This window comes from Nonomuraea sp. NPDC049269 (genome assembly GCF_043197155.1).
In the GTDB taxonomy this organism is placed as follows: Bacteria; Actinomycetota; Actinomycetes; order Streptosporangiales; family Streptosporangiaceae; genus Nonomuraea.
On sequence record NZ_JBICSO010000001.1, the window covers coordinates 1,165,676 to 1,190,787 of the forward strand.

17 protein-coding genes are annotated in these 25,112 nt (G+C 70.1%); 11 read left to right on the forward strand and 6 right to left on the reverse strand.

Going from position 1 to position 25,112, the window contains the following annotated elements:
• Positions 1-148: 148 nt before the first annotated feature.
• Together ACGFNP_RS05430 and ACGFNP_RS05435 are read right to left on the reverse strand one after the other, a co-directional pair.
• Positions 149-1,288 (reverse strand): acyl-CoA dehydrogenase family protein, encoded by a 1,140-nt coding sequence (locus tag ACGFNP_RS05430; protein WP_393315101.1) that lies wholly within the window; start codon positions 1,286-1,288, stop codon positions 149-151.
• Entirely contained in the window at positions 1,285-4,971 is a 3,687-nt protein-coding gene (locus ACGFNP_RS05435; RefSeq protein WP_393315104.1) for an indolepyruvate ferredoxin oxidoreductase family protein, read from the reverse strand. The genes ACGFNP_RS05430 and ACGFNP_RS05435 overlap by 4 nt, the downstream gene beginning before the upstream one ends.
• A 156-nt stretch (positions 4,972-5,127) precedes the next feature.
• Here ACGFNP_RS05435 and ACGFNP_RS05440 point away from each other — a divergent pair, with 156 nt between their 5' ends.
• Together ACGFNP_RS05440 and ACGFNP_RS05445 are read left to right on the forward strand one after the other, a co-directional pair.
• Positions 5,128-5,604 carry an Lrp/AsnC family transcriptional regulator gene (locus tag ACGFNP_RS05440; RefSeq protein ID WP_358327065.1) on the forward strand — a complete coding sequence of 159 codons (477 nt, stop codon included), beginning with the start codon at positions 5,128-5,130 and terminating at the stop codon, positions 5,602-5,604.
• Positions 5,605-5,728: 124 nt separating this feature from the next.
• Positions 5,729-6,073, forward strand: a complete 345-nt coding sequence (locus tag ACGFNP_RS05445; RefSeq protein ID WP_214643165.1) for an Lsr2 family protein — start codon at positions 5,729-5,731, stop codon at positions 6,071-6,073.
• A gap of 307 nt (positions 6,074-6,380) precedes the next feature.
• Here the strand turns inward: ACGFNP_RS05445 and ACGFNP_RS05450 are convergent, their stop codons facing one another.
• Positions 6,381-7,394: a LacI family DNA-binding transcriptional regulator gene (locus ACGFNP_RS05450; RefSeq protein ID WP_358327063.1), complete on the reverse strand. Its 1,014-nt coding sequence runs from the start codon at positions 7,392-7,394 to the stop codon at positions 6,381-6,383.
• Positions 7,395-7,509: 115 nt separating this feature from the next.
• Here ACGFNP_RS05450 and ACGFNP_RS05455 point away from each other — a divergent pair, with 115 nt between their 5' ends.
• From ACGFNP_RS05455 to ACGFNP_RS05485, 7 genes are all read left to right on the forward strand, one after another.
• A complete protein-coding gene (locus ACGFNP_RS05455; protein ID WP_393315109.1) occupies positions 7,510-9,423 on the forward strand; it encodes a glycoside hydrolase family 127 protein in 1,914 nt (637 codons plus the stop codon).
• Between the two features lie 14 nt (positions 9,424-9,437).
• Positions 9,438-10,802 carry an extracellular solute-binding protein gene (locus ACGFNP_RS05460; protein WP_358327059.1) on the forward strand — a complete coding sequence of 455 codons (1,365 nt, stop codon included), beginning with the start codon at positions 9,438-9,440 and terminating at the stop codon, positions 10,800-10,802.
• A complete protein-coding gene (locus tag ACGFNP_RS05465; RefSeq protein WP_358327058.1) occupies positions 10,802-11,683 on the forward strand; it encodes a sugar ABC transporter permease in 882 nt (293 codons plus the stop codon). The genes ACGFNP_RS05460 and ACGFNP_RS05465 overlap by 1 nt, the downstream gene beginning before the upstream one ends.
• On the forward strand, positions 11,680-12,582 hold the full coding sequence (locus ACGFNP_RS05470) for a carbohydrate ABC transporter permease (RefSeq protein ID WP_358327056.1): 903 nt from the start codon (positions 11,680-11,682) through the stop codon (positions 12,580-12,582). The genes ACGFNP_RS05465 and ACGFNP_RS05470 overlap by 4 nt, the downstream gene beginning before the upstream one ends.
• Positions 12,583-12,595: 13 nt before the next feature.
• Positions 12,596-14,506, forward strand: a complete 1,911-nt coding sequence (locus ACGFNP_RS05475; RefSeq protein ID WP_393315113.1) for an Ig domain-containing protein — start codon at positions 12,596-12,598, stop codon at positions 14,504-14,506.
• Positions 14,503-16,005 (forward strand): Ig domain-containing protein, encoded by a 1,503-nt coding sequence (locus tag ACGFNP_RS05480; RefSeq protein WP_393315116.1) that lies wholly within the window; start codon positions 14,503-14,505, stop codon positions 16,003-16,005. The genes ACGFNP_RS05475 and ACGFNP_RS05480 overlap by 4 nt, the downstream gene beginning before the upstream one ends.
• Before the next feature lie 269 nt (positions 16,006-16,274).
• Positions 16,275-17,507: a transposase gene (locus ACGFNP_RS05485; protein WP_358327050.1), complete on the forward strand. Its 1,233-nt coding sequence runs from the start codon at positions 16,275-16,277 to the stop codon at positions 17,505-17,507.
• Positions 17,508-17,607: 100 nt separating this feature from the next.
• Here the strand turns inward: ACGFNP_RS05485 and ACGFNP_RS05490 are convergent, their stop codons facing one another.
• Entirely contained in the window at positions 17,608-18,993 is a 1,386-nt protein-coding gene (locus ACGFNP_RS05490) for a glycoside hydrolase family 43 protein (RefSeq protein WP_393315119.1), read from the reverse strand.
• Between the two features lie 216 nt (positions 18,994-19,209).
• Here ACGFNP_RS05490 and ACGFNP_RS05495 point away from each other — a divergent pair, with 216 nt between their 5' ends.
• Positions 19,210-20,397 (forward strand): cytochrome P450, encoded by a 1,188-nt coding sequence (locus tag ACGFNP_RS05495; RefSeq protein ID WP_358327046.1) that lies wholly within the window; start codon positions 19,210-19,212, stop codon positions 20,395-20,397.
• Positions 20,398-20,441: 44 nt separating this feature from the next.
• Positions 20,442-21,125 carry a TetR/AcrR family transcriptional regulator gene (locus tag ACGFNP_RS05500; protein WP_358327044.1) on the forward strand — a complete coding sequence of 228 codons (684 nt, stop codon included), beginning with the start codon at positions 20,442-20,444 and terminating at the stop codon, positions 21,123-21,125.
• Between the two features lie 8 nt (positions 21,126-21,133).
• Here the strand turns inward: ACGFNP_RS05500 and ACGFNP_RS05505 are convergent, their stop codons facing one another.
• Both ACGFNP_RS05505 and ACGFNP_RS05510 read right to left on the reverse strand, forming a co-directional pair.
• Positions 21,134-22,246 carry a LacI family DNA-binding transcriptional regulator gene (locus ACGFNP_RS05505; RefSeq protein ID WP_393315123.1) on the reverse strand — a complete coding sequence of 371 codons (1,113 nt, stop codon included), beginning with the start codon at positions 22,244-22,246 and terminating at the stop codon, positions 21,134-21,136.
• Positions 22,243-25,104 carry a glycoside hydrolase family 3 C-terminal domain-containing protein gene (locus ACGFNP_RS05510; RefSeq protein ID WP_393315126.1) on the reverse strand — a complete coding sequence of 954 codons (2,862 nt, stop codon included), beginning with the start codon at positions 25,102-25,104 and terminating at the stop codon, positions 22,243-22,245. Before ACGFNP_RS05510 ends, ACGFNP_RS05505 begins: the two co-directional genes overlap by 4 nt.
• Between the last annotated feature and the right edge of the window lie 8 nt (positions 25,105-25,112).

A 25,112-nucleotide genomic window follows, 5' to 3' on the forward strand; every position in this document is an offset into this window, starting at 1 on the left:
GCGGACCTGTCAGAGGACCTCACAGTATGAAACGGCACATCGGCTCGCAGACCTGGTCGCCGCCGCAGCGCGGGATCTGCGTGGCGCCCGGCTCCACGACGTTTCGCCAGAGAACACGACAGTGGGCTATATGACTAACGACAACTGGTCAGCGGGCCAGATGTCTGCTGATCACCAGGCGCTGGATCTGGTTCGTACCCTCGAAGATTTGCATGATCTTCGCCTCGCGCATGTACCGCTCGACCCGGAACTCCCGCGTGTACCCGTACCCCCCGAACACCTGCACCGCATCGGTGGTGACCTTCATCGCGGCATCGGTCGCCACCAGTTTCGCGACGCTGGCCTGTCGCGCGTACGGACGGCCGGCGTCGCGGCGGCGGGCGGCGTCCAGGTACGTGGCGCGGGCGGTGTCGACGGCGGCGGCCATGTCCGCGAGCAGGAAGCCCAATCCCTGGTGGTCGATGATCTTGCGGCCGAACGTCTGGCGCTCCTTGGCGTAGGCGACGGACGCGTCGAGTGCGGCCTGGGCGAGGCCGGTCGCGCAGGCGGCGATGCCGAGGCGGCCGGAGTCGAGCGCGCTGAAGGCGATGGGCAGCCCTTGCCCCTCCTCGCCGAGCAGCCGGTCGGCCTCGATGACGGTGCCGTCCCAGTGGGCGCTGGTCGTGGGGATGGCGTGCAGGCCCATCTTCTCCTCCGGGCGGCCGAAGGTCAGGCCGTCGGCGGCGCCGGGGGCCAGGAAGCAGGAGATGCCGCGGCTGCCCTCACCGGTGCGGGCGAACAGGGCGTAGAAGTCGGCCTTGCCGCCGTGGGTGATCCATGCCTTGTTGCCGGTGATCCGGTAGCCGTGCTCGACCTTCTCCGCCTTGCAGGTGAGGGCGGCGGCGTCGGATCCGGCCTGCGGTTCGGACAGGCTGTAGCCACCGATGAGCCGGCCCGCCAGCATGTCGGGCAGCCAGCGTTCGCGCTGCTCGGGCGTGCCGTAGGTGGCTACTGGGAAGCAGGCGAGCGTGTGCACGCTGGTCGCGACCGCGACGGCGGCCCAGCGGGCCGCCAGTTCCTCCAGAACCTGCAGGTAGACCTCGTACGGCTGGCCGCCGCCGCCGAACTCCTCCGGGTACGGCAGACCGAGCAGCCCGGCGGCGCCGAGCGTGGCGAACAGGCCCTCGGGATAGGTCTCGGCGCGCTCGTGCTCGTCGACCCGGCTCGCCAGCTCCTTGTCGGCGATGTCCCGGGTGAGGGCGATAAGGTCCTCGGCGTCCTCGGTGGGCAACAGGCGATCGACGGTCACATTCTCTCCAGGGTTCCGGTGGGCTCGCTCGACTTCGCGGGGGGCTCGCTCGACTCCGCAAGAGCGGGCTCGCTCGACTCCGCAAGGACGGGCTCGCTCGACTCTACGAGAGCGGCCTCGCTCGGCTCCGCAAGGACGGGCTCGCTCAGCTTCGCGAGGGCGGTGCTGGCTCGGTCGCGGAACTTCGCGACCGATGCGAGCTTGATGTCCTCATACCCGCGAATCGTCTCCGGCAGCGCCGCGATCGTGGCCACGGCGCCGGCGGTGGCCGGGCTCAGCCGGGCGAGAGCGTCACGCATCAGGTCACGGTACTCGGTGACGAGCGCCCGCTCGACTCGGCGTACTTCGGCGTACCCGAACACGTCGAACGGCGTGCCGCGCAGGAATCTGGCGGCGCGCAGCACGCGGAACACGACGTCCGCCGAGCGGCGTAGCCTGATCTTGCGCTTCATGCCCATCGCCCGCAGCAGCGGCGGGTGCAGCAGCACCGACACGACCGCGTCCGCGCCGAACTCCCGCTCCCGCCTGGCCCGCTCGGCCGGGTCCAGGTGCAGCCGGGCGACCTCGTACTCGTCCTTGTAGGCCATGAGCTTGTGCAGCCCCTTGGCGTACGCGAGGGCGATCGGCGCGGCGCCCTCCTCCCCCGCGCGGTCGGCGGCGAGCGCGGCCACGCGGCGCACGTCCTCGGCGTACTGGGCGCCGTAGGCCGCGTTACGGTAGCCGGTCAGGTCGGCGACCCTCGTGGCCAGGGCCTCCTCGAAGGATTCGGCCCCCGGAGCCAAGCGCCCGACGGATCCGGCCTCCGGAACCGAGCGCCCGACGGATGCGGCTTCCAGAGCCGGGGCCTCGATGGCCGCCAGCACCGCGCGACGGTCGGCGGCGGCGGCCCGGCCCCAGCGGAAGGCCGCGAGGTTCTGCTCGACCGAGGCCCCGTTGAGCCGGATCGCCCGTTCGACTGCCTCGGCCGAGAGCGGCAGGCAGCCGTGCTGGAAGGCGGCGCCGATGAGCAGCATGTTCGCGGGCATGTGGTCGCCGAACAGCGCTTCGGCGAGGCCGTGGGCGTCGAGGTAGAGGTTGTCGGCGCTCCGGGTGACCGACTCGACACGGGTGATCGCGTCGCCGGGCGAGTTCGGCACGGCGACGCGGCCGGTGACCATGGCGGCGGTCGGTACGACGGTGGTGCTGACCACGGCGATGGTACGGTCCGGCGCGGCGGTGGCCAGGTTGGCGTCGGCCGCCGCCCCGAGCAGGTCGAATCCGATCAGCACGTCGGCGGTGCCGCGCGACGCCTTCGGGGAGCCGGTGACCGGGTGCGGTGAGATGCGGACGTCGCTGACGACGGGTCCGCCCTTCTGGGCCAGCCCGGTCTGTTCGAGGCCCGCCGCGTGCAGGCCGTCGAGGTGGGCGGCCATCTGCAGGATCTGCGAGACGGTGACGACGCCCGTGCCGCCGATGCCGGGCATCCGCAGCAGCACCTCGCGGCCGGGAAACCTGGTGACCGGCTCGGCGGGCTCCACCGGCGGCGCCTGCCGGGTTCCCGGCTCAAGCGATGACACCGGCCCCGCCTGCCCTGTGCCCGACCCGACCAATAGAGCCGACCGCGTGCCCGGCCTGGCCAAGAGCCCCGACCGCGTGCCCGGCTTGACCAGCAGGAACGACGGGCAGTCGCCCTTGAGGCAGCTCAGGTCGGAATTGCACGACGACTGGTGGATCCGGGTCTTGCGGCCGTACACGGTCTCGACGGGCTGTACGGACAGGCAGGTCGACGCCTCGCCGCAGTCTCCGCAGCCCTCGCACACCCGCTCGTTGACCACGACCCTCTCCACCGGGACAGGCAGTTTGCCGCGCTTGCGCAGGCGGCGTTCCTCGGCCGCGCACCGGTCGTCGTGGATCAGCACGGTCACCCCGCCGAGCTCGGCCAGCTCCTGCTCGGCCGCCGCGAGACCGTCGCGGTGCCGTACGGTGGCGATCGGCGCGAGCCGGACGCCCCGGTAAGTCTCCGGCTCGGGGGTGGTGATCACGATCCGGCGGACCCCCTCGGCGGCCAGTGACCGCGTCAGCGCGGGCACGTCGAGGCGGCCCTCCGCGCGCTGGCCGCCCGTCATGGCGACGGCGTCGTTGTAGAGCAGCTTGTACGTGATCGACACCCCGGCCGCGACGGCGGCGCGGACGGCCAGTGAGCCGGAGTGGTGGAAGGTGCCGTCGCCGAGGTTCTGCACGAAGTGCCGGTCGCCGGTGAAGGGGGCGAGGCCGATCCACTGGGCGCCCTCGCCGCCCATCTGGGTGATGCCGACCTGGTTGCCGCGTCCGTCGCCGTCCAGGGCGATCATGGCGTGGCAGCCGATGCCGACGCCGACCAGCGTGCTGTCCGAGGTGCGGGTGGAGATGTTGTGCGGGCAGCCCGAGCAGAAGTACGGCGTGCGCGCGGCGACCATCGGCAGCAGGCGGCGCGGCTTCGGGGCAGGCGCCAAGGTAACGGCAGTCTGCGGGAGCGGGCCCGCGGACGCCAGGGTGACGGCGGTCCGTGGGAGTGGGCCGGCGAAGGTGGTGAGCGCCTTGGCCACGTCCTCCGCGCCGAGTGTGCCGCGGGCGGTGAGCAGTTCGCGGCCGACGACGGCGGGGGTGCGTTCGCCGCCGTAGAGCGCCTGCTTCAGCTGGCCCTCCAGGAACGGGACCTTGTCCTCCACCACGAGCACCCGGTCGAGGTCCGCGGTCATGGCGGCCAGGTCGCCGGGCGCCAGCGGGTACGGCATGCCGAGCCGGATGAGCCGCAGGCCCAGGTCCTCGATCGCGGTCTCGTCCAGCCCGAGGTCGGCCAGCGCCCGCTGGACCACCGCGAAGGAGGCGCCGGAGGCCAGGATGCCGAGGCGGGCCCGCGGGGAGCCGGACATGACCCGGTTCAGGCCGTGCGCGCGGGCGTAGTCGCGGGCCAGGTCGAGGCGCCGGGTCAGCATGTCGTGCTCGGCGTCCAGCGCGGCCGGGCCGACCAGGGCGGCCGGCGTGACGCGGGCCGCGTGGTCCGGGGCCGGGATGCCGTCGCGCAGCGAGCCGAGGTCTACGGTGGCCGACGCGTCGGCGAGGTCCGCGACGATCTTCAGGCCCGTCCACAGGCCGGTGACGCGCGAGAGGGCGACCGCGTGCAGCCCGAACTCGATGATCTCCGCGACCGAGCCCGGCGCGAGCAGCGGCACGCACAGGCTCTGGCACATCGGCTCGCAGGAGCTGGGCACGGTCGAGGACTTGCTGCCGGGGTCGTCGCCGATCCAGGCCACCGCGCCGCCGAGCGCGGCGGTGCCGGCCAGGTTGCCGTGCCGGATGGCGTCGGCGGCCCGGTCGAGGCCGGGGCTCTTGCCGTACCAGAAGCCGGCCACGCCGTCGTGGCGCCGGCCGGGCAGGCGGTCGAGGAGCTGTGTTCCGGCCACGGCGGTGGCCGCCAGTTCCTCGTTGAGCGCCGGCTGGAAGACCACGCCCGCCGGTTCGAGCAGCCGGGCGGCGCGGCCCATCTCCAGGTCGACGCCGGCCAGCGGCGAGCCGGGGTAGCCGGAGACGAACACGCGCGTGTCCAGCCCGCGTTCGCGGTCCAGGCGGCGCTGTTCGAGCGTCAGCCGGACGAGGGCCTGGAGGCCCGAGATGAGCACGCGGCCGTCCGTGGCCGTGTACTTGTCGTCGAGAGCGACGCTCACGCGGGCCTCCCTGAGGTTCGTGGGGAACCCCAGCACAGCAACGTGGGCGGGCATCGCGCAAGTATCACCCAAGAAGGCGCGAGAAAGACGCAAAACCTTTGCGGCTTCGGCCTCATTCGCTAAGGTTCTTTCCACCAAAAGCCAAGGAGTGCCCGCATGCCGGAAATAGACGAGATTGATCATCGGCTGTTGCGGCTGTTGCGCGAGGACGGGCGCCGGACCTTCTCGGAGATGGCGGGCACGATCGGCCTTTCCGTGGCCGCGGTCAAACGGCGGGTGGACCGGCTCAAAGAGCTCGGCGTCATCACCGGTTTCACCGTGCAGATCGACTACGGCAAGCTCGGGTGGGGCATCGAGGCGTTCACCGAGCTGCATTACGCGGGTGCGACACCGGTGAGCGAGATCGTCCGTACGGCCACCGACGTGGCGGAGGTCCAGACGGTGTTCACCATCGCCGGCGACCCCGACGCGCTGATCCACGTCCGCGTCCGCGACCTCGGCCATCTCCAGCAGGTCATTGATCATCTGCGCCATGCCGGGAACGTCACGGGCACCAAAACGCTGTTGGTGCTGGGCTCGTGGACCCGTGACGCGCTCGCGCCGCGAGTGTCCCGGATAGCGGGAATGAAATAGCTCCGCTAACAATTAGGCGAGCTTTCTTTGTCCTGGCCACCCGCCGTCCCGGGGGTGCGCCGAACAACGACGCCATACGCTACAGTACTGATTGTCTTCTCGCCTCTGAATTCGGAGCACCAGCATGGCCAAGCAAATTCAAGAGATCTTCCTTGACGACCTCGACGGAAGCGCCTTGTCGTCCGAGAACACAATCAGGTTCGGGCTCGACGGCTTTGCCTACGAGATCGACCTGTCGGATAAGAACGAGGAGAAGTTGCGCAAAGCGCTTGCCCCGTTCCTGGTCAAGGCCCGTCAGGTCCGCAAGGAGCGCGGCGGCAAGGTCCGCCGCGGAGTGGGCTCGGCGCGCTCGGTGAGCCGCGACAAGTCCACCGAAATTCGCCAGTGGGCGAAGCAGGCGGGACTACCCGTGAGCGAGCGCGGCCGTATCGCCGCGACCATCGTGGAGCAGTACGAGGCAGCCCACTGAGATTGCCGCTCCGGCAATCATGACGGCGATAATGACCGTCACCTCCTGAATTCGAAATGCGGCCCGCCCACCGGCCTTTGGCCGCCGCGATGGCGGGTTCGCGGCAGGTTCCGCGGCTTCGCCGCCGGAGCCGTATCGGGAGGATGACGATCAGAATCGGCCGGCTGCCTTCGAGGCCCGAACGGCCCGCCGGTCCAGGCGAGGGGACCGGTGGCGCAGCCGTTGTCCGACGGTGCCCAGACACGCCCAGATCAGCTCCGAAACGTCAGCTTCGAAACGCGGAGCCCGCGAGACGACGACGACTGACTCAGACGCGGGTCGACTCCCGCAGCACCAGGCTGCACGGCATGCGCCGTACTCCGCCCTGGTGCGGCACACCGCCGATCACGTCCAGCAGGTGCGTGGCGGCGGCGCGGCCGATCTCTCCGAGGTTCAGGTCGACCGTGGTGAGCGGCGGCCGGGAGCCGAGCGCCATCGGCGCCCAGTTGTCGAAACCCACCAGCGCCACGTCATCGGGAATGCGCCGGCCACGATCCCGGAGCGTCTCGGCGACCCCCCTGGCGATCTGGTCGCTGCCGCAGAACACCGCGTCGACGTCCGGCTGAGTGCGGAGCAGGATGTCGGCTCCCTGGCGTCCCCACTCCTCCGACCACTCCCCGAACAGCGGGTCGCCCGCGGCCGTCGCCCCAGCCTCCGCCAGCGCGTCGGCGAACCCCGCGGCCCGGGTCCGCGCGGCCAGGAACCGCTGCGGCCCGGTGATGTGGCCGATCCGCCGCCGCCCGGTGGCCAGCAGATGCCGTACGGCGAGCATGCTCCCGCCCAGATCATCGGGGATCACCGAGAAGTCGGCGGGCTCCGTCGACTGGGTCATGGCGTAGACGACCGGGACCGGCAGGCCGGTGCCGATGCTCGGCCGGGGCTCGGTGCGGCGGCCCGTGACGATGATGCCCTCGACCCGCCTGGCCAGCAGGCGCTCGACGTAGTGCCGCTCCCTGATCGGGTCGTCTCGGGTGTCGCACATGAACACCGAGATCTGGCCGGCGCCCAGCGCGTCCTCGGCGCCGAGCATGACGGGGATGCTGAACCGGCCGAAACTGTCGCACGTCACCAGCCCGACGGTGAACGTGCGGCCGTGCAACAACCCTTGGGCGAGCTTGTTCGGCCGGAACTCCAGGCGTTCGGCGGCGGCCATCACCCGCGCCCTGGTCTCCTCGCGCAGCCGGCCTTGGCCGTTGAGCGCCTTGGACGCCGTGCCGATCGACACTCCGGCGGCCGCGGCGACCTCGCGGATGGTCACGGCTCGCCGGGAAAACTCAGACAAACGGTTTCCCTTCTCTTAGGTCCTGGTCAGGATACAACTCCATGGAGGCTTGACCAGTGATGTGTAACACCTTACTGTTCGCGGAGGAAAGCCTATTCCCTGTGCAAGGAGTTCGATGGACCAGGCCTGCGGCCCCGCCGTACCGACCGCAGAATCGAAGGCCGTGCAGCGGCCGCTGGGCATCCATGACGTGGTGATCACCGGTGGGCCGTTCGGACGCTGGCAGAGCGTCAACCGCGCGGCCAGCATCCCGCTCGGGCTGGAGCAGATGGAGCAGGCGGGCAGCCTGCCGAACCTGCGCCTGGCCGGAGCCGGAGCGGGCGGCGAGGAAGGGGGTGAGTTCCGGGGATACCGCTTCCAGGACTCGGACCTGTACAAGCAGCTGGAGGCCATCGCCTGGGAGCACGCCAGGAGACCGTCGGCGGAGTACACCGACTTCGTCGAGCAGGCGTCCGAGGTGCTCAAGCGGGCTCAGCGGCCCGACGGCTACCTCAACTCCCACTACCAGATCGTCAAGCCGGACAAGATCTACGCCGAGCTCGAGTACAGCCATGAGATGTACTGCGCGGGCCACCTGTTCCAGGCCGCGGTCGCCGCCACCCGCGCGGGCACCGGCACGGAGCTGCTCGACGTCGCCCGGAAGTTCGCCGACCAGCTGGCGGACGTCTTCCTGCGCGGCGGAAACGACGGCATCGACGGGCACGCCGAGGTCGAGACCGCGCTGGTGGAGCTCTACCGGGTCACCGGCGAGCGCTCCTACCTGGACCTGGCCGCCAAGCTGATCGAGGGCAGGGGCAGGGGGCACATCCGCGACAGCGGGCTCGGCATCCTGTACGCCCAGGACCACCTGCCGGTCAGGGAGGCGGACACGGCGGTCGGGCACGCGGTGCGCCAGCTGTACCTGGAGGCGGGCATCGTCGACGTCTACCTGGAGACCGGCGACGAGTCGCTGCTGGAGTGCTCGGTGCGGCGCTGGGAGGACCTGGTCGCCACCAAGACCCACCTGACCGGGGGCATGGGCAGCCGCCACTCCGACGAGGCGTTCGGCGACCGCTGGGAGCTGCCGCCGGACCGCGCCTACAACGAGAGCTGCGCGGCCATCGCCAGCATCCACTGGAACTGGCGGCTGCTCCTGGCCACCGGCCACGGCCGCTACGCCGACCTGATCGAGCGCACGCTCTACAACGCCTTCGCCGCCTCGACCTCGGCCGACGGCATCCGCTTCTTCTACGTCAACCCGCTTCAGCGCCGGGACGACCACGTCGAGGGAGCCTACGCCGGTCGCCGGCGCGAGTGGTTCGCCTGCGCCTGCTGCCCGCCGAACATCATGCGGCTCGTCTCCTCCCTCGGCGGGTTCGTCGCGACCTCCGCCGAGAACACCCTGCTCGTCCACCAGTACGTGCCGGGCACCATCTCCGACGGCGACCTCACGCTGGCCGTCGCCACCGACTACCCCTGGCACGGCCGCGTCACGTTCACCGTGGAGCGCGCGCCCGGGACCCCGTGGTCGCTGGCGCTGCGGGTGCCCGCGTGGAGCGCCGCCACCACGGTGACGATCGACGGCGAGTCGGCGCCCGCCGTACCGGACGAGCGCGGCTATGTCGTGCTGACCCGCGAGTGGCGGGCGGGCGACACCGTCGAGCTGGAGCTGGACATGGCGCCCCGGCTGGTCCACCCGCACCGCAATGTCGACGCCGTCAGGGGATGCGTCGCCGTCGAGCGGGGGCCGCTCGTCTACGCCTTCGAGCAGGCCGACCAGCCCGAAGGCGTGCACCTCCCGGACCTGGCGCTGGCCGCGGGGGCCGAGCTCCGCGTCCTGGACAAGGACGACCTCGACGGCATCGGGCGCACCGTGCTGATCGAGACCGACGCCCTGGCCGTCTCCCAGCCGGTGGGCGGCCTGCCGTACACCACCACACCCCCCTCGGAACTCGCGACCGGCTCCCCCGTGACCGCCACGGCGATCCCCTACTACCAGTGGGACAACCGCGACGGCCGCGGAATGCGGGTCTGGATCCCCCTCGCGTAAAGGAAGCACCCCCCATGAATAGACGTGACCTCTTCAAGATCGGCGGTCTCGCGGCCCTCGGCGCGGCGGCGTCCGCGTGCGGGAGCGGCGGCGGATCGAGCGCCGCGACGCAGCTGCAGTTCATGTACTGGGGCTCCACCTTCGAGCAGAAGGCCGTGGAGAAGATGCTCAGGCAGTTCGAGCAGAAGAAGCCGGGCATCAAGGTCAAGGCGCTGTTCACCCCCGACGAGTACGACGTCAAGCTCAACACCCTGGTGGCCAGCGGCCGGGTGCCGGACGTCGGCTACGTGCCGATGGCCATGTCGTTCCGCCTGGCCGAGCAGGGCAAGCTGGTCAACCTGTTCCCCTATTTGAAGAAGTATCCGCAGCTGGCCGGCTATCTGCCGGACGCCTACCTCTGGTACGGCCAGGACAAGCTGCACGGCCTGGCCACGGCCAACGAGGTCGAGCTGCTCTGGTACGGCAAGCAGGCCATCGCGGATGCCGGCATCGCTCCCCCGCCGGCCGACGCGGCCTCTGCCTGGACCTGGGACCAGCTTGTCCAGAACGCCTACAAGCTGACCATCGACCAGAACGGCAAGCATCCCGACGAGTCGGGCTTCGACCCCAAGCAGATCAAGCAGTTCGGCATCTCCAGCAGCATCACTTACGGCGCGGCCTGGTACGGCTTCCTGCGCAGCAACGGCGGCGACTTCGCCGACGAGAGCGGCAAGCGGTGCCTGCTCGACTCGCCCGAGGCGATCAAGGTGTTCCAGAACCTGCAGGACCTCATCTACAAGCACCGGGTCATGCCCGGCCCCGGCCAGCTCGCGGCCACCGGCGACGACGTGCCCGGCACGAACATCCTGCTGAAGACCAAGCGCGTGGCCATGGTGGTCGACGGCCACTGGTCACTGCTCGACATGAACGAGAGCAAGGCCGACTACGGCATCGGCGTGCTGCCCAAGTACGGAGAGCCGTTCACGGCGACCCAGGTGGCGGGCGCGTCGGCGGTGTTCGCCGGGACCAAGCACGTGGAGGAGGCGGTGGAGCTGTTCGCCTTCCACAACGACCCGCGCTACGTCGACCTCTACAAGCAGGGCCTGTGGATGCCGCAGGAGAAGAAGTACTACGAGGACCAGGCGTCCGTCGACTCCTGGACCAAGAACGACCTGCATCCGCCGGAGTTCAGGACCGCGGTCGTCGACTTCGCGCGCGACCACGGGGTGCCGACTTTCGGCAACCGGATCAAGAACATGTCCGTGATCAGCACCGACGTGCTCACCCCCGCCTTGCAGGAGATCGAGTCCGGCAAGCGCCCGGCGGCCGAGATCCTCAAGGCCACCGCGCCGAAGATCACCGGGATGCTGCAGGGCTGGCAGCACACGCAGGCGCTCTGATGCGCAGGTTCGAGACGCGATGGGGCATCCTCATGGCGTTGCCGGCCATCCTCGGGTTCGCCATCTTCACCATCGGCCCGATGGTCGCCTCGTTCTTCTTCAGCCTGACCGACTGGCAGATCGGCGGCAGCCCGTCGTTCGTCGGCCTGGACAACTACACCGCGATGGTGAACGACGAACTGTTCTGGAAGTCGCTGAGCGCCACGACGTACTACACGCTCGGCGCGGTGCCGCTCACGCTGATCGTCAGCTTCGCGGTCGCCATGCTGCTCAACCAGAAGGCCCGCGGTCTGTCACTCTGGCGGACGATCTTCTACCTGCCGACGCTGGTCCCGGCGATCGCCAACGTGGTGCTCTGGATCTGGATCTTCAACCCGGACTTCGGGCTCCTCAACTCGCTGCTGCGCCAGGCCGGGCTGCCGACCTCCCAGTGGGTCTACAGCGAGCAGATGGCCATCCCGTCGCTGATCATCATGAGCACGTGGGGCTTCGGCAACACCATGGTGATCTTCCTGGCCGGGCTGCAGGGCGTGCCGCGCCACCTGTACGAGGCGGTCTCGATCGACGGGGGCGGCCCGCTGCGCCGCTTCTGGCACGTGACGCTGCCGATGATGACGCCGACCATCTTCTACAACCTGGTGGTGGGCGTGGTCGGCACGTTCCAGGTGTTCAACCAGGCGTACGTGATGACCGAGGGCGGCCCCAACCACGCCACGCTCTTCTACGTCTACTACCTCTTCCGCAAGGCCTTCACCGAGAGCGAGATGGGCTACGCCAGCGCGCTCGCCTGGGTGCTCTTCATGATCATCATGGTGGTGACGTTCCTGATGTTCCGCAACGCCCGCCGCTGGGTCTACTACGAGATGGCAGGTGCCCGATGACCACGCTGGCGGCGCGGGAGAGGACCCGCGCGAAGGGCGTGGCGCCGACCCAGGGCCTGCGGCGGCCACGCAAGTACGGCAGGGCGCTGCTGTACGTGGCGCTGGTGGCGGGCTCGATCCCGACGCTGCTGCCGTTCGTCTGGCTGGTGCGCAGCGCGCTGATGGCCGACAGTCAGATGTTCGTCGCCCCGCCCGAGTGGATCCCGCGCCCGTTCCAGTGGTCGAACTTCAGCGAGGCGCTCACCGCCCAGCCGTTCGGCCTCTACCTGGTCAACACGGTGATCATCGCGGTGATCTGCGTACTCGGCACCGTGTTCACCTGCTCGGTGGCGGCCTTCAGCTTCTCGCGGCTGCGCTGGCGGGGGCGCAACGTCGTGTTCGCGCTGCTGCTGAGCGGCGTCATGCTGCCGTACGCGGTGACGATCATCCCGACGTTCGTCATGTGGCAGGAGCTGGGCGCGCTGGACACGTTCGTCCCGCTCACGGTGCCGGCCTGGTTCGCCGGGGCGGGCGGGGGCGTGTTCAACGTGTTCCTGCTGCGGCAGTTCTTCCTGACGATCCCCTTCGAGCTCGACGAGGCCGCCTACATCGACGGGGCGTCGCCGTGGCGGGTGTACTGGACGATCGTCATGCCGCTGTCCAAGCCGGCGATCATCGTGGTCACCATCTTCACCTTCATCGGCACGTGGAACGACTTCCTCGGCCCGCTGCTCTACCTGCAGGACGAGGAGAAGTACACGCTCTCGCTCGGGCTGGCCTCGTTCCAGAGCGTCTTCATCACGCAGTGGGGCTACCTGATGGCGGCCTCGGCGGCCGTCATCGTGCCGATCGTGGCGCTGTTCTTCTTCCTCCAGCGCTACTTCATCGAGGGAGTCACACTCACCGGCATCAAGAACTGAGAGGTGGCACACCATGAAGCGATTAACCGTCGCGCTCCTGTTGCTGAGCTCCTTGTTCGTCGGAGTGCAGCCCGCGCACGCCCTGTCGGCGGCCCAGGTCGTCGACATGTTCGGCAGGACCGTCAACACCTACGGCGTCAAGCTCGTCGACTGGGAGGGCTACCTGGCCAACCCGTACATCCAGCTGACCGTCAAACCCCCGCAGGACGCCCAGTTCCCCGTCACGATCGACCTCAAGGCCGAGGGCACCTCCCGGCTGATGATGGACCTGCCCAGCCAGCTGACCGCGACGGGCGCCACCAAGACGCTGACGTTCGCGAACGCGTCGGAGCAGAAGACGTTCAAGCTGGAGATCGCCTCCAAGCGCGGCGCGGGCCAGGACGAGCTGCACACGCTGCGGCTGGCGATCAGGGACGGGAGCGGCGCGACCCTCCAGCAGTCGATGCCGATCAGGGTCCAGCAGGACGAGAAGACCGCCCTGCAGCCGACGATCCCCATCACCTTCGACTACCGCTATGACACGATCACCGGCTACTTCAACGCCCCGGCCTTCAGGACCGCCGCCGAAGAGGCCGTCAAGGACTGGTTCAGGTTCTTCGACGTGGCACCCTTCGACACGGTGGCGGCCGGGACGGAGAACAACCACCTGCCGGGCAACGACTGGCAGAACGAGATCACGGTCACCAACAACGCGGCCTACAACGGCATGTACGTCTTCTTCAGGGGCATCCAGTCGCCCTACTCGACCGGCTACCCCGCCGCGAACGGCAAGTACTCCACCCGGAACGGCCAGCAGGTCGCGGGCCCGATGCACCGGTCCACCGCGATGATCTTCGAGTACGACGAGGCGAACAAGCAGCTCTTCACCTCCCTGGCCGACGAGGACTGGTACAAGACGGACATCGCCGGCTCGGTGCTCGACGTGCACGGCCTGGTCATGCACGAGTACGGCCACGCGGTCGCCTACCACAGCGACTGGGCCGGGATGCGCTCCTACGTCGCCGGCGGCGGCAACGACCCCGACGTCGTCGCCTATCAGGGCCGCGCCGTGCCGCTGGACAGCAGCTACCACATCCCCGGCGACCAGCCCAACTGGGACCGGCTCAGCGGGCAGAGCGGCGGCTGGACGCACCTGTTCCCGACCCGCAGGTGGATGCTCACCAAGCTCGCCCTGCTGGTGGCCGAGAACGCGGGCTGGAAGCTCAACCGCAACCTCACCCCGTTCCTGGCGCCGTCCATCGTCACCACCTCCCTGCCCCAGGCCACGCCGGGCACCGCCTACCAGCAGACGCTGTCGGCCAAGGGCGGCGTGCCCTTCTACGACTGGCAGGTGACCAGCGGCTCGCTGCCCGCCGGGCTCAGCCTCGACCGGTTCACCGGCACGATCAGCGGCACGCCGACCACGGCCGGGACCTCGGCCTTCACCGTGCAGCTGCGTGACTACGACAGCAGGAGCACGCCGGTGACCAGGTCGTTCCAGCTCCAGGTCGGCGGCACCACCACGCCGACGAACCTGGCCAGGACCGCGACGCCGTCCGCGTCGTACACCTCGCCGTGGGAGAGCGTCGCGGCGATCAACGACGGCATCGACCCGCCCGGCTCGAACGACACCGTCAACCGCCGCTGGGGCACCTGGCCCAACACCGGCCAGCAGTGGGCCGAGCTGACCTGGCCGGCCGCGCAGACGATCCGCTCGGCGGACGTGTACTTCTTCGACGACAACGACGGCGTGCGCCTGCCCGCCTCCTGGAAGCTCCAGTACTGGAACGGCACCGCGTACGTGGACATCCCCGGCACGTACCCCACGGCGCTCAACGCCTACAACCACGTGAACTTCGGACCGGTCTCCACCACGCGGCTGCGCGTGGCCCTGCAGAGCGGACAAGCGTCCATCGGACTCCTGGAAGTGAAGGCTTTCGCTTGAGGAAGATCATCATCACCACCGTCCTGGCCGGGCTGGCGGGCGCGCTTTCCGTGCCCTCCCCCGGCCTGGCGGCCCGCCAGGCCGCCCCCGCCCTGGACGTGTTCGACATCTTCTACCGCAACGTCAAGGACTACGGCGTCAAGCTCGTGGACTGGCAGGGCTACCTGGCCAATCCGTACGTCGAGCTGACGGTCAGGGCGCCCAAGACGCCCGGCATCGCCTACCCGCTGACCGTGGACCTGAAGGCCGAAGGCACCTCCAGGCTGATGCTCAACATGCCGAGCGAGCTGACGGCGACCGGCGCGACCAAGACCTTCACCCTCACGGGCCCGGCCGACCGCGAGGTCGTCCGGCTGGCCATCCACTCCAAGCAGGGCCCCGGCCAGGACGAACGCCACAAGTGGGTGATGCGGACGACTGACGCGACCGGCGCCACGATCACCCAGAGCATGCCGATCATGGTCCAGCAGGACGAGAAGAAGAAGCTCGAGCCGACGATCCCCATCGACTTCGACTACCGCTACGACACGATCACCCGCTACTTCTCCGGCCCGGGCGTGCGCACGGCCGCGGAGACGGCGGTCCGGAACTGGTTCGCCTTCTTCGACCTCAAGCCGTTCGACACGGTGCCCGCCGGTGACGAGGTCAACAAGCTGCCGGGCGACGACTGGCAGAACGAGGTCGAGGCCACCAACGCCAAGCCGTACAAGGGCATGTACGTCTTCTTCCGTGGCATCCAGACGCCGTACTCGACCGGCTACCCGACGATCAACGGCAAGTTCCACACCCAGAACGGCAAGCCCACCCCCTACCACCGCTCGACCAGCATGATCCTGGAGTACGACGAGCAGCTCATGAAGCTGGTCAGCTCGCTGGCCGACGAGGACTGGTACAAGACCGACCTCGGCCAGGTCATCGACGTGCACGGCCTGGTCATGCACGAGTACGGCCACGCGGTCGCCTTCCACAGCGACTGGGAGGGGATGGCGAAGTACGTCGAGAGCAAGGGCAGGGACGACCAGGAGGTCATCGACTACCAGGGCTACCCCGTCCCGCTCGACACCAGCTATCACGTGCCCGGTGACGAGCCGTACTGGGACCGGCTGAGCGGCCAGAGCGGCGGCTGGCGGCACGTCTTCCCGACCAGGCAGTGGGAGCTGACCAAGCTGACGCTGCTGATCGCGGAGAACGCCGGCTGGAAGCTGAACAGGAAGCTGACCCCGTTCCTGGCGCCCTCGATCGAGACCGCCTCGGTCAAGGCGGGCAAGGCGGGCGCGGCCTACGACCAGCGGCTCCAGGCCAAGGGCGGCGTGCCGTTCTACGACTGGCAGGTCACCGGCGGCGCGCTGCCCGAGGGGCTGACGCTCGACCGGTTCACCGGCGCGATCACCGGCAAGCCCGTCAAGGCGGGAACGTCGGCCTTCACCGTCCAGCTCAGGGACTACGACAAGCTGAGCACGCCGGTCACCCGCGAGTACTCGCTCAGCGTCAGCGCCTGAGAAGCGCGGTGGCCCCAGTGGCCGCCGCCCCTCCTTGGTCCTACAGCCCGTAGCGGCTCTTCAGGTGCCGCCACCAGTCGCGGAGCATCCACGCGTCGAACTCGGTGATCGAAGTGGCGCTGCCGCTTTCATCTGAATTGTGGCGCGGAGACTCGGCCTTTCAGGGCCGGGAGGAAGCGTCACGCCTCCTTTCGAAAACAGTATGGAAAGACTCGGTCACGTTCGGTAATGTGTGCGGTGGGTGAGAGCAATGTGACAGGAGGTGCGCAATGGCGATCCGCCGCTCCGCCACCAAACGCCACGGCCTGCCCACCGTCGTGCAACTGCGGCTCACACCCACCCTGGCTCAGGCCGAGGCGCTGGCTGCGGCGGTGCTGCTGCTGTGCAATCAGGCGGCCACTGTCGTGTCCCGGCTGGCCTGGCAGCACCGCACCTTCGCCGTGGTGGAGTTGCATCGGCTGGCCTACTACGAGGTGCGGGCGCAGGTGGCCGGGCTGGGTGCGCAAGCGGCGGTGCGGGCGATCGCCCGGGTCGCCGGCGCGTACACCAACCGGCGCGCCACCAAGAAACGCGCCCACATCTTCCGGCCGCACGGCGCCGTCCCCTACGACGCCCGGCTGCTCAGCTGGAACCGTGACGCCCGCACGGTATCGCTGTGGACTCCCACCGGCCGCGTCACCGTCCCCTACACCGGCCGACCAGAAGATCTCAAGGCCGTGGATACGCTGCCGGTGGGAGAGGCCGACCTGATCTGCCGGCGCGGCGTGTGGCTGCTGCAGGTCGCCCTTACCCTGCCCGCACCGGCGGTGCGTGAGCCCGCAAACGGCTTCGTCGGGGTGGATCAAGGGGTGGCGAACCTGGCGGTCACCTGCGACGGCGCGGTGCTGCCCGGCCCCGCGCTGCCGGGGCCGATTGGTGGTAACGGCCACGTCCGCACCCTGCGGGAGCGACGGCACCGGCAACGCCGACGGTTGCAGAAGAAGGGAACGTCGGCGGCGCGGCGGGTACTGCGCCGCCTTGCCGGGCGTGAGCATCGGATGATGACCGACCTCAACCATCAGATCAGCACGTTTGTGGTGCGTGAAGCCGAACGCACCGGCCGCGGTGTCGCCCTGGAAGACCTCCAAGGCATCCGCGGGCGGGCAAGGGCTCACCGGCTCCAGCGGCGCACCCTGCACACCTGGTCCTTCGCCCAGCAGATCACCTTCACCCGCTACAAAGCCGCACGAGCCGGAGTCGCCTTCGTCCTGGTCGACCCCGCCTACACCTCGCAGGGGTGTCCGGAGTGCGGGAACGTGGCCAGGGCGAATCGGCCGGCGCGGGGCCGGTTCGTCTGCACCCGGTGCGGCCTCGCTGGGCACGCCGACCACATCGCGGCCCGCAACATCGCCACACGCGGCGTAGCGGGCTGGGCTGCTGTCAACCAGCCACACGCAACCGGCCTCCCCTCACCCAGACGGGACCGCGAGAGCAAACCACCGGCTTCAACCGGTGGTAGTTGACCAGGAAGCAGCACACCCCCATGGGAGTCCAGTCGTAGAAGTCATCCAGACCGAACCCTGCGTGGGAAGAAGCAGTTTCATCGCACCTCTGGTGAGGGGGTCATGCCTGAGCGGTCCACTCCAGGACGCCGGTCGAGAAGCCGCTCCTCGACGTGATGCTGAGCCGGAGCCTGGTCGTCGAGACCGCCGGGAACGTCGTGGTGTTGAAGGTGTTGGCCGCCACCCCGCAGGCCGACTGTCCCGGCACGTCCACGTACGCGCTGCCGTTCCAGTACTGGACCTTGCAGGAGGTCGGCAGGTCGATGCCCTGGTCGTCGTCGAACCAGTAGACCCCGACCCGGCCGACGGTCTGCGCGGACGGCCATTGGTATTCCAGCCACTCGGTGCCCTGGTGGTTCCAGTTGCCGTAGGCGCCGTGGCTGTGGTCGGCCGAGTTCGCCGGGGTGAAGCCGTCCTTGATCGCGCCGAGGGTCTCCCACGGCGAGACGTACGAGGTGGACGCCGTCGCGCTCAGCGCCAGGTTCGAGCTGGTGGGACCGGTCGTCTGCACGACCTTCTGCATGGTGCCGTCGGCGTTCCAGTAGAGCTTGTCCAGGGTGACGGAACGGCGGAAGTTGCCACCGCCGGGGCTGTTGGCGTTGTGGTAGACCATGTACCACTGGCCCTTGAACTCGATGATCGCCGGGTGGTTGGTGGTCGAGGTGACCTGGTCGAGCACCACGCCCCGGTGGGTCCACGGCCCCAGCGGGTTACTCGCGGTGGCGTAGCGGATGCACGCGTAGCCGGGCGCGGAGCAGGCCGAGTCGTTGGCGGAGTAGGCGAGATAGTAGGTGCCGTTGCGCTTGAACATCCAGGGGGCCTCCCAGAAGTTCGACACGCCGCTCGGGGTGACCACCCCTCCGTCGAGGTTGATCATGTCGGGCTTGAGCTTGGCGGCGCGCAGGCCGTAGTAGGAGCCCCAGTAGATGTAGGCCTGGCCGTCGTCGTCGGTGAAGACGGTCGGGTCGATGTTGAGCGGGGAGGAGTTCGGGGTGCTGTCGCTGATCAGCGGGCCGCCCTTGGCGTCGTGGAAGGGGCCGAGCGGGCTGTCGCCGACCGCCACGCCGATGTCCATCCAGCCGGCGCCGTTTCCGTTGACGGGGGCGTACCAGTAGTACTTGCCGTTGCGCGGCTCGACCTCGCCCGCCCACGCGTCGGCGCCCGCCCACGGGAAATCTGAAAGTTTCAGCTTCGCGCCCTGGTCCGTCCAGGCCGTCGCGTCGCCGGAGGTGAACACGTGCCAGTCGCGCATGACGAAGTTCGTGCCACCGGCGGGGGCCTCGTCGTGGCCCGTGTAGAGGTACATCGTGTCGCCGACCACCAGGGCGGCCGGGTCGGCGGTGTAGATCGAGGTGGTGATCGGCGCGGCGGCGGGCGCCGGAGCTGCGGTGATGAGGACCAGCCCGGCGGCGGCCGCGGAGAGGGTCACGGCTCTCAGGCGTAACATGGCAACGAACTCCCTATTAGAGCTAGCGGTAGCTTGGTTAGCGCTAACATTTTGACTGCCGGATATGCGGCGGTGTCGGGGCGTGTTGAGTGTTAGCGATACCACAAAGATCGTCAAGGCCTAATGTTTGCGCTCGATGCTCTTGCGGCTAAGCGATAGGTTGCTATCGTTTCTTGTCAGGGCACTTCATGACGACTGGTCATTCCTGGGGGTTGTATGAGCGACATCTCGACGCTGCCTCTGTACATGCGGCGAGCGCAGTTCGATCCCGTTCCCGAGCTGGCGGAGGTGCGGGAGAAGGAAGGGATCACCCGCGTCACCACCTCCTTCGGCATCGAAGCCTGGATGGTGACCCGCTACGCCGACTCGCGTGCGGTACTGGGCGACGCCGAGCGGTTCAGCAGCGCCCGTCAGACCTTCTTCCAGCCGCCCGGCGCGTCGGAGGAGGAGATCGCCGCGCTCCGCGCCGGCAACCTGCTCGCCTTCGACCCGCCCGAGCACACCCGGCTGCGCCGGTTCCTGACGCCGGAGTTCACCATCCGGCGGATGCGGCGGCTGGAACCGCGGATCAAGGACATCGTCGAGCAGCACCTCGACGCCATGGAACAGGCCGGCTCGCCCGTCGACCTGGTGCAGTCGTTCGCACTGCCGATCCCGTCGCTGGTGATCTGCGAACTGCTGGGCGTGCCGTACGAGGACCGCGCGGACTTCCAGCGCAGGACCGGCCGGCTGCTCGACGTGTCGCTGCCCATGGAGGAGCGTTTCAAGCTGCAGCTGGAGTCGCGCGCGTACATGACCGAGCTGGTCACCCGCATCCAGGCCGACCCCGGCGAGGAACTGCTGGGCATGCTGGTGCGCGAGCACGGCGACGACCTGACGACGAACGAGCTGATCGGCATCGGCAACCTCCTCCTGATCGCCGGGCACGAGACCACCTCCAACATGCTCGGCCTGGGCACGCTGGCCCTGCTCCGGCAGCCGGACCAGCTCGACCTGCTCCTGAAGGAGCCCGAGCGGATCGACGCCGCCGTGGAGGAGCTGATGCGCTGGCTCAGCATCCTGCACGCCAGCCTCGCCCGGGTGTGCACCACGGAGACCGAGATAGCCGGTCAGACGATCAAGCCCGGCGAGGTGGTGGTCTGCTCGCTGCCCCTCGCCAACCGCGACCCGGCCTTCATGGAGGAGGCCGAGGGGCTGGACATCACCCGCGGCGCGCCCGGCCACCTCGCCTTCGGCCACGGCGTGCATCACTGCCTGGGCGCGCCGCTGGCCCGGATGGAGATGCGGATCGCCTTCCCCGCCCTGTTCCAGCGCTTCCCCACGCTGCGTGCCGTCACGCCCGTCGCGGACTTCCGCTCCTTCCACCTCGTGTACGGCGTGGCGTCACTCGAGGTGGCCTGGTAACGCTGCCATGGAGTGACCGCGTGGATGCTGCTAGCGTTCGGCGTGTGCCAGAGCAGCGACGTCGTGCGGACGCACTGCGTAACTCCGACAGGATCGTCAGGGCGGCGATCACGGCCCTGCACGAGTCGGGCACGGCCGTCCCGCTGGAGGAGATCGCCCGCCGCGCCGGGGTCGGCATCGCCACCGTCTACCGGCGCTTCGGCGACCGCGACGGCGTGATCAGGGCGTCCTTCGAGACCTACTTCGCCGAGGAGATCGAGCCGGTCGTCCAGGCCGCCCGCGTGGCCGCCGACCCCAGACAGGGGCTGGCCGACGCGCTGGCGGCCACGGTCGGCACGCTGGCCGGCCACCGGTCGCTCCTGTCCGCGGCGAAGGAGGCCGGGGCGTTCACGATCGGTATCGCCGAGCGGTTCATGGGACCGCTCGGCGACGTGCTGGCCACCGCGCGGGAGCGCGGGCTGGTCCGCGACGATCTGCAGGTCCGCGACCTGGCCGCGATCGTGGTGATGGTGATGGCGACGACCGTCCACCGAGGGGCCGACGACGGCGCCGACCAACAGCGCTACCTGGCGCTGCTCCTCGACGGCACCCGCCCGTCGGACGTGCCGCTCCCCCACCCCTCCGCCGTCTCCCTGTTTCCCCCCGAGGCGTTTCCCTCCGAGACGTTTTCCCCCGAGACGACGGACCGCTGCCCGGCGAAGGGCGCCACGCGGCACCGCCGCGCCTGAGCCGATGCTCAGGTGCTCGCCCGTACGGTCAGGCGCGGGACCAGCAGGGTCGCGGCCGGCACCGTGCGGCCCGCCAGTTTCTCCATCAGCAGCCCGACCGCCTCCCTGCCGACCTCCTCGGCCGGGATCAGCACCGAGGTGAGCCGGGCGGGCTCGGCGATGTCGTCGGGGCAGATCGCCACCACCGCGAGGTCCTGCGGCACCTTGCGCCCCAGTTGCCGCAGCGAGCTCAGCACGTGGTTGACGGCCGCCTCGTTGTGCACGACCAGCCCCGACAGGCCGGGCCGGGCCGCCAGCAGCCCGCTCACGGTGGCGTGCACCTCCTCGAAGGTCTCCTCGCACGGCAGCGCCGTGCCGTCGAGCCCGTGCTCGGCCAGGGCGGCGGTGAAGCCTTCGAGCGTGCGGCGGGCGAACCCGGTCCCCCGCTCGTAGACCACCGACGGCGCGCCGAGCAGGGCCACCTCGTGGTGCCCGCGCTCGGCCAGGTGCGCCACGCACAGCTCCCCGGCGGCGGCGAAGTCGAGGTCCACGCAGGTCACCCCGGCAGGATCGGCGGGGAAGCCGATCAGCACGCTCGGCTCGGCGAGCCGGCGCAGCAGCGGCACCCTGGGGTCGTCGAGTTCGACGTCCATCAGCACCAGGCCGTCGACCAGCGCGCTGGCCGCGGCCCTGCGCAGCCCGTCGAGGCCCTCGTCGGCGGTCAGGAGCAGCACGTCGTGGTCGAAGTGGCGGGCCGCGGTGACCACCGAGGTGGCGAAGCGCATCAGCACCGGCACGTGCATCCCGGCCCGCAGCGGCAGCACCAGCGCGATCACGTTGGCCCGCTTGCTGGCCAGCGCCCTGGCGCCGGCGTGGGGGTGGTAGCCGAGGGTCCGCACGCTGTCGAGCACCCGCCGCCGGGTGCCCGCCGAGATCGCCCGCTTGCCGCTGAGCACGTAGGACACCGTGCTCACCGCGACGCCCGCGTGCCGGGCGACCTCGACGATGGTGACCGCCCTGCCGGTCGCGTGCCCGCCCTCGCCGGGCCCACCTGCCGAGCCGTCCGCCCCGTGACCGCCTGGCACGTGGCCGTCCGCCCCGTGACCTGGCACGTGGCCGTCCGCCGGGTGACCGTCTGTCATGTAGCCGCCCGTCCGGTGCCGGCGCGGCCTCTGCCCATGCGCCCCCTGCCTGCTCGTCCCCGGTCGGCGCGTGCGGCGCCGGTCGTTCTGAGGCCCGCCCGTCCGGTGCCGGTCAGCTCCAGACGGCCCAGCGTGATGCCCACGTTCTCGAACACGACATAAAGATCGTGCACCCCCGAGGCTTCCGCAAGCTCGGCCGAGGTGGCCGCCGGCGCGTAGCGCCCGGCCGGGGGCACCGGGATCGCGCCCAGCGTGGGGCCGTGCAGGAGGTCGTCCAGCCGGAGCGTGACGACGCCGCCCTCGGTGCTCGCGGCCTCGATCAGGCACGCGGCGGCCCCGGTGAGCTCGACGTCGCGGAACAGGATCCACGCTCCCTCGGCCTCGGACCGCACGGCGTCGCCCGCCACCTTGGCCGCGTCGACGAAGGCGACCGCGTCGTAGGCGTCGTGGTCCGCCGCGGGCAGAGCGCCCCTCCTGGGCGGGATGGTCTCGCCCTCGACGTGGAAGGCCGCGCTCAGCCGCAGGTCGGTCGCGCTGCGGCCGACCATGAGCTGGTGCGGCGCGTCCTCGACGGCGAACCTGCCGCGGGTGACGTCCCAGAAGGCCAGGTCCCGTACGGGGAAGGTGAGCGTGACGGTACGGCTCTCACCGGCCGCCAGGCGGGCCCGCTCGAAGCCCCGCAGCCGGCGCAGCGGCTGCTTGACCCGGGAGCGCCGCTGGTGCGTGTAGAACTGCACGACCTCGGAGCCGGGGCGCGAGCCGGTGTTCGTGACCGTGACCGTGGCGGTGACGCTCTCGCCGTCGACGGCGACGGTCAGGCCGGAGTAGTCGAACGTCGTGTAGCTGAGGCCGTGGCCGAACGGGTACAGCGGGGTGCCCCGGTAATAGAGATAGGTGGCGTCCGTGGCGATGACGTCGTAGTCGAGCAGGTCGGGCAGCTCGCTGGCCGAGCGGTACCAGGTCTGGGTGAGCCGCCCTTCCGGGTCGGCGTCGCCGAACAGCACGTCGGCCAGCGCGTGGCCGTACTCCTGGCCGCCGTGGGCGGACCACAGCACCGCGGGCACGTCCGGGTCCGTCCAGGTGACGGGGTAGCCACTGGTGATCACCATGACCGTGCGCGGGTTGGCCGCCCGTACCGCCCGGACGACCGCGTCCTGGGCCGGGGCCAGGGCCAGGTCCGCACGGTCCTCGGTCTCACGGCCGTTGACCAGCGGGTGGTCCCCCACCACCACGACCGCCACGTCCACGGTGGCCGCCAGCCGGGCGGCCGCCGCGGCGCCGCTCTCGACGACGTCCACGGTCAGCCAGGTGGCGGCGTCGGCGTCGTCCACCAGCCGGAAGACCCCGTCGGAGGCCAGGCCGATATAGCGGCCCGTGGAGATGTGGCGCAGGACGACGGCGCCGCGGGTGCGCTGTTCCAACCGGAACGTCTGGCGCACCTCCCAGCCGTTGGGGCCCGGCTGGTCGTTGACCAGCACGCCGTCGTCGTCCACGGACAGGAAGCGGCCGGTCGCGACCGCGCGGAACGCGAAGGACCCGCCGCCCCAGTCGAACAGGTCGAACCGGCCGCCCGGCGTGCCGATGCCCAGGGGGCCGCCGTCGAGGCCGGCCACCACCGGGCCCGCGTCGGCGGTGAGTGTGACGCGGTCGACGGCCTCGCAGAAGATCGTCTCGCCGCGTTCGGCCAGACCGGCGCGGGCGGTCACCTCGTACGGCAGCGTGCCGCTGTACCAGTCCTCCATCAGGGTGTCGCCGAGCTGGCCGATCACCGCGATCCGGGCCGGCGCCCCCAGGGGCAGCAGGCCGTCGTTCTTCAGGAGCACGATCGAGCCGCGGGCCGCCCGCCGGGCCAGTGCCTGGTGTTCGGGGCAGTTGACGACCGCCTCGGTGATGTCGTCGTACGGCGTGGCGGGGTCGAACTCGCCGAGCCGGAAGCGGATCGACAGCGTGTGCCGCACGGCGGTGTCGATGTCGGCCTCGGTCAGCAGGCCGCGCTCCAGCGCCGCGCGCAGGTGGCCGAGGGTGGCCTCGGCGCGGTCGTCGTCCTGGGTGAAGCTGTCGAGCCCGGCCCGTACGGCATGCGCGTACGCCTCGGCGGGGTCGTCGTAGTAGCCCTGCAGCCCGGTGAGGTTGCCGGGGGCGTAGGCGTCGCTGACCACGAGCAGGTCGTCCGGCGCCCAGGCCCGCAGCACCTGCTCGATCAGCGGGCTGAGGTGCGCCGGGCGGCCGTTGACCAGGTTGTAGGAGGGCATGATCGCGACGGCGGCGCCGCTCTCCAGGGCCGGCCGGTAGGCGGGCAGCTCGTACTCGTGCAGCACCCGCGGCGGCAGGTTGCTGGAGGTGACGCAGCGGTAGGTCTCGTTGTTGTAGCCGAGGAAGTGCTTGAGGGTGGGCGCGGTCCGCATCACGGGAGCGCTCCCACGCAGCCCGTGCGCGTAGGCCGTGGCCATGACCCCGGTCAGCAACGGATCTTCGGAGTAGCCCTCCTCGTTGCGGCCCCAGCGGGGATCGCGCAGGAGGTTGACCACGGGGGCCCACACGTTGCGCCCGGCGCCCGACGGGTCCTTGTGGTGGAAGGCCAGGACCTCCTCGCCCGCGGCCTCCCCCACCCTGCGGACCAGCTCCGGGTCCCAGGTCGAGGCCAGCCCCACGGCCTGCGGGAACACCGTCGCCGGCCCCAGCCAGGCCAGGCCGTGCAGGGCCTCGGTGCCGGTGCGGAAGGCGCCCACGCCGAGCCGTTCGACCGGCGCCTGGTACTGGTGGAGCAGGCCGAGCTTCTCGGTCACGGTCAGGCGGGCCTGCAGATCGGCGATCCGCTCGGCGAGGGGGAGGTCCGGGTCGCGGAACGGTTCGTTCATGGAGCCAT